Annotated in this window: 5 protein-coding genes and 1 pseudogene; 2 read left to right on the top strand and 4 right to left on the bottom strand. The window is 70.0% G+C overall.

Features of this window, described 5'->3' with window-relative positions:
- Positions 1–355 (top strand): FHA domain-containing protein (locus tag HMPREF0975_RS13400; RefSeq protein WP_009234744.1); only part of this gene is annotated, 355 nt, incomplete at its 5' end.
- Positions 356–452: 97 nt separating this feature from the next.
- Here the strand turns inward: HMPREF0975_RS13400 and HMPREF0975_RS13405 are convergent.
- The 3 genes from HMPREF0975_RS13405 to HMPREF0975_RS13415 are packed head-to-tail and all read right to left on the bottom strand — an operon-like array spanning position 453 to position 4,860.
- Positions 453–1,919: a serine/threonine-protein kinase gene (locus tag HMPREF0975_RS13405; RefSeq protein WP_009234745.1), complete on the bottom strand. Its 1,467-nt coding sequence runs from the start codon at positions 1,917–1,919 to the stop codon at positions 453–455.
- Positions 1,919–4,108, bottom strand: a complete 2,190-nt coding sequence (locus HMPREF0975_RS13410) for an FHA domain-containing protein (RefSeq protein ID WP_049939972.1) — start codon at positions 4,106–4,108, stop codon at positions 1,919–1,921. The genes HMPREF0975_RS13405 and HMPREF0975_RS13410 overlap by 1 nt, the downstream gene beginning before the upstream one ends.
- Before the next feature lie 8 nt (positions 4,109–4,116).
- On the bottom strand, positions 4,117–4,860 hold the full coding sequence (locus HMPREF0975_RS13415) for an FHA domain-containing protein (RefSeq protein ID WP_331271210.1): 744 nt from the start codon (positions 4,858–4,860) through the stop codon (positions 4,117–4,119).
- Positions 4,861–4,927: 67 nt separating this feature from the next.
- Between HMPREF0975_RS13415 and HMPREF0975_RS13420 the strand changes: the two genes are divergently transcribed.
- Complete coding sequence (locus HMPREF0975_RS13420) at positions 4,928–5,473, top strand: hypothetical protein (RefSeq protein WP_009234748.1); 546 nt, start codon at positions 4,928–4,930, stop codon at positions 5,471–5,473.
- 192 nt (positions 5,474–5,665) lie between these two features.
- Here HMPREF0975_RS13420 and HMPREF0975_RS13430 read toward each other — a convergent pair.
- A pseudogene (locus HMPREF0975_RS13430) lies at positions 5,666–7,574 on the bottom strand (ABC-F family ATP-binding cassette domain-containing protein).
- Positions 7,575–7,601: the final 27 nt, after the last annotated feature.

The following is a 7,601-nucleotide window of genomic DNA, read 5'->3' on the forward strand; positions in this document are numbered from 1 at the left end:
GGCCTCCTCGGCCGCCCCCGCCCTGTCGGTGCGCCTTGTCCCGCTGCTGGGCGGCAACCCGATCCTCATCCACGAGCCCACGGTCGTGGGCCGCGATCCCGACAACATCTCCGCCTACCCCGGCGCGGAACGAGTCGCCCTCGACGACCCCACGCGCTCGGTGTCCAAGACGCACGCGGCGATCTTCCCGCTGCTGGACGGAGTGTGGGTCACCGATCTGCACTCCACCAACGGCACCCGGGTGGAGTACCGCGACGGGCGCAACGTCGAGGCCGTACCGGACAAGGCGCTCTCGGCGCTGGAAGGCAGCACGATCTACTTCGGTCGCATCGCCTTCAAGGTGGAGGTCGTCTGAGCCCGGCACAGTTCCTTCAGCGTCGGGGCCCGCACTCTGCGAGAGTGCGGGCCCCGACGCTTTACTTCACGCTTTGCGGTCCGGCCGGTAGCCAGTCTCAGGGTGTGTCGACGCAGGCGGTCTTGGCCTGGGATGCCTTGCCGTCGGAGCGCACCGCGGTGACCTCCAGGCAGGTTCGCCCCTCTTGCGCCTCGACGACGACCTCGTTGGTACGGATGGAGTCGACCTGGGTGTCCTCATCGGGCAGTTTGATCCGGTAGAGGTAGCTGCCGGTCCAGCCGGTCTCCGGCTCACCCCAGGTGAACTTCACCGTACCGTCATCGAGTGGTTCGCCCTCGATATCGCCCACCATCGGCACCGAGGCCTGCAACGGATTGGCACCGGGCTGAGGAGCGATGGTGGCGATGGGGTTGTCCGGCTTCTTCCGCGTGTCCCGGTTCTGGGAGAAGATGATCGCGCCGATGACGGCCGCGACCATGGCCACGACCAACAGAGCCGTCAGAACGGCCATCATTCGGCTCTGGCGGCTCGACTCGCCGGTCTCCGAGCCCGACGGCGAGCGCTTGTCGTCGCCGTCGGGCTCCACCCGCATGGCGATGTGCTCACTGGTGACGTCGACCTGGTTGAACACCCCCATCTTGGTGGCGGTGTCGTTCTCGTCGGAGCTGGGACGCCGCGCGGATTTCGCTGCCTTGTCCGGCTCCTGGAACAGATCGACGGTGGTGATCGGCAGGTCGAGCTCGGCCTGGACCTGTTGGAGCGCCCGGGCGAAGGCCAGGGCGGTCGGGTAGCGCGAGCCCGGATTCTTGTCCATGGCCACCGACAGCACGCGGTGCAGTGACGGCGGAGCGTCCTGGCGTCCCAGCGGCGGCAGGGGGTCCTTGACGATGCGCCGGGAGAGCTCGTAGATGTCCGGAATCCCGTCGGTCTCGAAGGGGCTGCGCCCCGTGAGCATCGCGAAGGTCGTCGCACCCAGGGAGTAGATGTCGGAGGCGGGGTTGGCCGAACGCATCCCGACCAGCTGTTCGGGAGGCGCCCAGGGCACGCTCATCCCCCGCAGCTCCTCGGAGGCCTCCGGGCCGCTCATAGCGGAGATGCCGAAGTCCGAGAGCACAGGGCGGCGGTAGGTGGTGAACAGGATGTTCGCGGGCTTGATGTCCCGGTGGACGATGCCGGCCCGGTGAGCGGTCTCCACCGCGCCGGCGATCTGGATCGCCGTCGACAGGGTCTCGGCGACGTTGAGAGGACCCTGGCGCAAGATGGCGCCCAACTGCGGCGGCGGGCAGTACTCCATGACCAGGAAGGGGTGGCCATCGGCGGAGACGCCCGCGCCGTAGATGGACAGGATGGCCGGGTGGGAGGAGACCCGGGCCATGAGGTTCGCCTCCGACTCGAAGCGGGAGGCGGTCTTGTCCTCGACGTCGGCGTTCATGACCTTGACCGCGACCTCGCGGCGGGGCATGTGCTGCTCGAAGAGGTAGACCGTGGAGTAGCCTCCCGCTCCGAGTCTCTCCAGGTAGGTGAACCCAGAGATAACCGGAGGCGGTCCCTTGTGATCCAGCATCAGGGGAGGTTCTCAAAGGCGAGGGTCTGGCCGTCGCCGAGGTCGAGGACGTCTCCGCTGCGCAGGAGTACCGGGTTCGCCGAGGACAGGCGCACGGGCGCCTCGTTCTGGCGGTTGAGAACGGTACCGTTGCAGTTGCCCAGGTCCTGGGCCAGCACGCTCCACGCATCCAAGTCGATGAGGATATGGTTGCGCGAGACGAGCTGGTTGGGGCTGGCGACGGTCAGCGGACGGAGGGGGACCTCCGCGACGCTGGTGATGTCGTCCGCCACAGGGTTGCGACCCACCAGGAGGGGACGGTTGAGCTCGATGCTCTCGCCACCAGAGGTGACCACGCGTCCCAGAGGGGGGCAGGCCACCGACTTGGCCGGACGATTGAGCTCGGCTCCGCAGACACGGCACACGGTGTAGTTCGTGGGATTGGGGTGGCCTTGGGGGCACACCGCCGACAGCACGATCCGTATGGCGTCGGGCTCACCGGGAGAACTCGCCGAGTCCGGGGACGCCGGGCTGGAGGGCCCAGAGCCCACAAGGGAGACGAGCTCGCCCACCAGGTCCTCGGGCAGGCCGTTGATGGTCTGCCCGTCATGGTCCCCGCGACCGAGCTCCCCGGTGGAGGGCTCGTCGGCGGAGGACTGCACAAACTCGACCACCGTCTCAGCGGACTGCGCCGAGCGGCTCGGCTCCAGGGGGCCGAGCCCCTGGTTGAGCAGCTCGGCACGCAGCTCCTGGGAAAGGTCCTCGGGCAGGCCGTTGATGGTCTGCCCGTCATGGTCCCCGGAGCGTACGGGCTCGTCCTCGGCGTGCGCCTGCGCGGCGGCCTCGGCAACAGCGGTGGCCTCCGCGACCACAGCCGCCTCGGCGGCCTCGGCGGGCACGAAGTCGGCCGGGGCCTGGACGACCTCGGTGACCTCGGTGGCAGCGTCCTTGATACCAGCAGCCTCAAGATCCTCGCTCGACGGGGGTGGCGGGGGCGGGATCATGGCCTCTGCCTCCGGAGCGGAGGGGATCGGCAGGGCCGGGATATCGAAGACGGGGGCGATCATCATGTCCTGGTCGGAGGCCTCCGGCGAGGACGGGGTGGCGACCTCGGCAGTCTCAGGAGACTGGGAGTCCTCGGTCGCATCGGGAGCCCCGAAGGGCTCGGCACTGCGGGCACTGGAGGCCGAGCCAGCGCTCAGGCTCGTCTCCTCAGCTGCCTCGACGGGTTCAGCCGCCTCGACGGCCTCAGCCGCCTCGGTGATTCCGGCGACAACGGCCAGCAGATCGGCGGGCCCGTCGGACTCGGCGACCTGGGCGACATCCTCGGGAACATCCGAGACCTCGGCAGAGGCGGCGGACTGCCCGGTCGCGCCGGCCTCGAACGACGCAGCGATCTCGGCACCGTCGAGGGCCTGCTGCTCGGCGTTGTTCTGGGCAATCTCGATGAGGTCGTCGACGACGTCGGGAGAACCGGCGGTTTCGGCAGGCGCCCCTTCAGACGAGTCGTCCTGCTCCGAGTGGTCCGACGAGGCGGACTGCCGGCGCGAGGAACGGCGCGACGCCCGGCGGGAAGTCCGAGAAGGCCTCACCGCTGCGGCGGGGGAGCCGGCAGAGCCGGCGGAGCCGGGGGAACCGGCGGAAATGGTGGAGTAGTCAGGACCGGCCGGGTCAGGGTCATCGTCGTCGGAGTCGCCGGACCCCTTCGACGATGCGTGGCTGGAGGACGGGGCCCCACCCGACTTCTCGGATCCGCGCAGCACCAGGTGGCCGGTGCTCACGACGGCGTCGACCGCCGGGCGACGCACCTGGCCGGCGCCGTCGGGCGCACTGACGATGACCGAGTTGGGGCCGGTCACCGTCGTCTCGAACCAGGTGGTGACCGCGGAGGCGTCCAGCGCCTTGCCGTCGACCTCCATCTGCGGGGCACCGCGCAGCGCCACATGGAAGACGTCCTCGGGCGCCGAAACGGCGAGCACGAAGTCCGGGATCGCCCCCAGACGTCCGCCCATCCCCATCACCAGCTCATCCAGGGCCCGCGTCAGCGAAGCCTCCTCACTGCGCAGCAGCCGCCACAGGCGCTCGGTGAGGTCCTGCGGCACCGACGGGGGCAGGATCATCACAGCACGTGGCGTCACCACGCCCGTCCACGAACCCTCGGTCCACCAGACCTCGTTGTTCGCGCTGCTGTTCGGGCTGTTTGTCATCATATTTCTCCTCAACGGACGATACAGACACCGTCACCCAAGTATGCCTGCCGTCCCCGGTGCACGTACTCCGGTCGGCCCGGCGAGAGTCGGTGGACCCCCTCCTCGTCCTCGATATGGGTGCCGTTGGTGGAGCCCAGATCTGTGACAAGCACCCCATCGGAGGCGGGCACGAACAGTGCATGCGTCTTGGACACGGAGTCCTCCGAGCGGAGCACCGCAACGAGCTGAGCGTCCGGGTGAGACTCGATCGGGGCGGGCCTTCGCCCGAGGACAATCGGCCCCAGAACGGGGATTACTGACCCCTCAACCACCAGGGAGCAGGTCCACACCGAGGTCGGCCTGGCGCTGAGGAGGACCGTCCCGGCCAACCGGTCGAACCAGGTGCGCTGTTCAGCACGCCACAGTGAGAGGATCCACAAAACCAAGGGGGCAAGCCCTGCGGTTGCCACCAAAGAAAAGCACAAAAATGCGACGTAAATCACCGCCGAACGGCCGGGCGGGCCATTCGGGTCCGTCACCCTCCGAAGTCGGACCCCCGTCACCAGCCCCCCGAGTGTGGCACCGGTTATCGCCATCATGGCAGTCATCACAGCAATAAGCAGCACAACCACCCCAACAGCGAATAAGATTCCACAGCAGCGCTCCGTGACGGCACAGAGTGCGATGATGAGCCCGGCATCTACCAGCACGCGGACCACACGGCGGCGTGCGGATGCAGGCATAATTGTCGTATGTCGCTCTCGGGTCCTCATAGGACAGACATGGTAAGCGCCCAGTCCACTGCCTCGCAGTCAGACGAGGTCTCGGAAGGAGCACACAGTGCAGATCGCGGTCACGCCTGATCCCCAGCGATGGGTGATCATCCCGCCCTTCCCACCACCGGGCTGGGCGCGGGAGGAGGCGAGGCACCGCAGCGCCCACCTGGGAGTGACCGGCCCGCAGTGGCGCTCCGAGCTGGAGTCCCTGCTCAACGAGCTGCAGGCCATGGAGCGCCAGGGTCGCTTCGCGCGCCTCATGCACATCGATGACGTCTCCCATCCGCCCTTCGTTATCGACCTCAGCCTGGAGATCGCCAAGGATGACGGCTCCAAGGAGGGACGCCGCGCCACCCAGCGTCAGATCATCGCCGCGCTCCTGCCCGAGGCCGAGCTGGTGCGGCTGCGGCCGGGACCGGACATGGTGGGCTTCTCCGCCTTCTACGAGTCAAACGGTCCCACGCAGGGCGTCGTCGTCCTGCGCCTGGCCGGGCTGCCCACAGTCCCGGTGGACCTGGTGATGCGCTTGTGGGGCGCCGCCGCCGAGGACATCGCCCCCAACCTGGACCACCTCGTCGAGCTGGCCCGTCAAGTCGCCCCCGTCGTCTGAACGGTCTTCGGACCGAACCGACCGTCACCGAGGTCGTCGGCAAGGTTGCCACCGGCCGCTCCCGTCTCCCCCGTCCCGCCCCTCCCCCGCTTCATACCCGCCTCTTCAAACCCTTCCCGTCTCTCCCCCGCCTCCACCCATGTCCCCCTCCCCTGCCGTTCCCCTGCCGTCAGGGCGCACGACCGCGCCACCTCACGCCTCCAGCGCCTCCGCCACCTCGAGCCACTGCTCCTCCAGCTCCGCATGGGCCGCCTGAGCGGCCACGAGCTCCCGGCCGAGCTCGGCCAGCTCCCCCACCCGGGCAGGATCGGCCGAAATCTCCTCCATGCGCACGTGCAGAGCGGCGACGGCCTGGGACGAGCGCTCCATCCTCCGCTCGATGCGCGCCAGGGCCTTCCTCGCCTCGTGGCGCTTGGCCCCGCTCGTGGCGCCGCGTTCCGCCCGGGACCCGCCCGCGATCGACGTCGTCGGGGAGCTCGCCGATGCGGCTGCGCCCCGGGCCGGGCCCGCGGCCTCGCGGCGCAGTCGGAGGTACTGCTCGACCCCTCCGGGCAGGTCGCGCACACTCCCGTCGCCCAGCAGGGCGACCTGGTGGTCGGTGACCCGCTCCAGGAGGTAGCGGTCGTGGGAGACGACGACGAGCGTGCCCGGGAAGGAGTCGAGGATGTCCTCGACAGCGGCCAGAGTGTCGGTGTCCAGGTCGTTGGTGGGCTCATCGAGCAGGAGCACGTTCGGCTCGGTCATGAGCAGGCGCAGCAGCTGGAGACGGCGGCGCTCCCCGCCGCTGACTTCCCCGACCCGGGTCCAGGCGCGCTGGCGGGTGAAACCGAGGCGTTCGACGAGCTGGGCGGCGGTCATCTCCTTGTCACCGACCACAACGCGCTCCCCCACCATGGCCACGGCCTCGACGACGCGCAGATCCGCGAGCGCGTCGAGCTCATGGGTGGACTGGGACAGGGTGGCCACTTGGACGGTCTTGCCGCGTACGACGCGGCCGCCGGTGGGCTCCTGGACGCCTTCGAGCAGGCGCAGCAGGGTGGTCTTGCCGGCTCCGTTGACGCCGACGACGCCGACCCGCTCGCCCGGCGCGAGCCTGAGGGTGACGTGGCGCAGGACCTCCCGCTCGGCCCGGGCCCCGGCGCCGGCTCCGTCGGAGGAGACCGGGTAGCGCACGGTGACGTCCTCGAGGTCGAGGACCCTCTTGCCTAGGCGGGCGGTGGCCATGGCGGTCAGGGCCACCGTGTCGCGTGGGGGTGGCACGTCGGCGATGAGGGCCTCGGCGGCCTCGATGCGGAAGCGGGGCTTGGAGGTGCGGGCGGGGGCTCCGCGGCGCAGCCAGGCTAGCTCCTTGCGCAGGAGGTTCTCGCGCTTGACGGCGGCCAGGGCGGCTTGGCGGGCGCGCTCGGCGCGGGCCGAGGACGTAGGCGGCGTATCCGCCGTCGTAGGTCTCGATGCGGCCTGCCACCTGGGGGCGGCCGCCGCCGGGGTCGACGCCGGGGACGACCTCCCACACGTTGGTGCAGATGGCGTCCAGGAACCAGCGGTCGTGGGTGACGGTAACCAGGGCCCCGGCGCCCCGTCCGCCAGAGCCGGAGAAGCGGGCCTGAAGATGGCGGGCCAGCCAGTCCACGCCCTCGACGTCGAGGTGGTTGGTGGGCTCGTCGAGGATGACGACGTCGGCGCGGCGGGTGAGGACCGCTGCCAGGGCGACACGGCGGCGCTGGCCGCCGGAGAGGGTGGCGACGTCCGCGTCGAGGTCGAGATCGGCGATGAGTCCGGCGTGAATATCGCGCACGGCCGGATCGGAGGCCCACTCGTGCTCGGGGGCCTGGCCGTGGATGGCGGTGCGCACGGTGGCGCCGGGCGGCAGGTCATCGGCCTGGCTGAGAACGGCCACGCTCACGCCGCCGGTGCGGGTGACACGTCCGCCGTCGGGCTCCCGATGGCCGGCCAGGGCGGCCAGGAAGGTGGACTTGCCGGCGCCGTTGGGGCCCAGGACACCGACGCGGGCGCCGTCCTCGAGCCCCAGGGTGACGTCCTCCAGGAGCAGGCGCGAACCGACGGTCAGGCGCAGGTTCTCTACGCCGAGCAGGTGCGCCATCAGCCCACCACCCGGGCACCGGCCACG

Origin of the sequence: Actinomyces sp. oral taxon 849 str. F0330 (assembly GCF_000239715.1) — a bacterium.
GTDB lineage: Bacteria > Actinomycetota > Actinomycetes > Actinomycetales > Actinomycetaceae > Actinomyces > Actinomyces johnsonii.

What these genes read in the sequence shown, in the direction of transcription:
- HMPREF0975_RS13405 (WP_009234745.1), bottom strand. Translation starts at nt 1,919, where the DNA reads ATGCTGGATCACAAGGGACCGCCTCCGGTTATCTCTGGGTTCACCTAC.
- HMPREF0975_RS13410 (WP_049939972.1), bottom strand. Translation starts at nt 4,108, where the DNA reads ATGATGACAAACAGCCCGAACAGCAGCGCGAACAACGAGGTCTGGTGG.
- HMPREF0975_RS13415 (WP_331271210.1), bottom strand. Translation starts at nt 4,860, where the DNA reads ATGAGGACCCGAGAGCGACATACGACAATTATGCCTGCATCCGCACGC.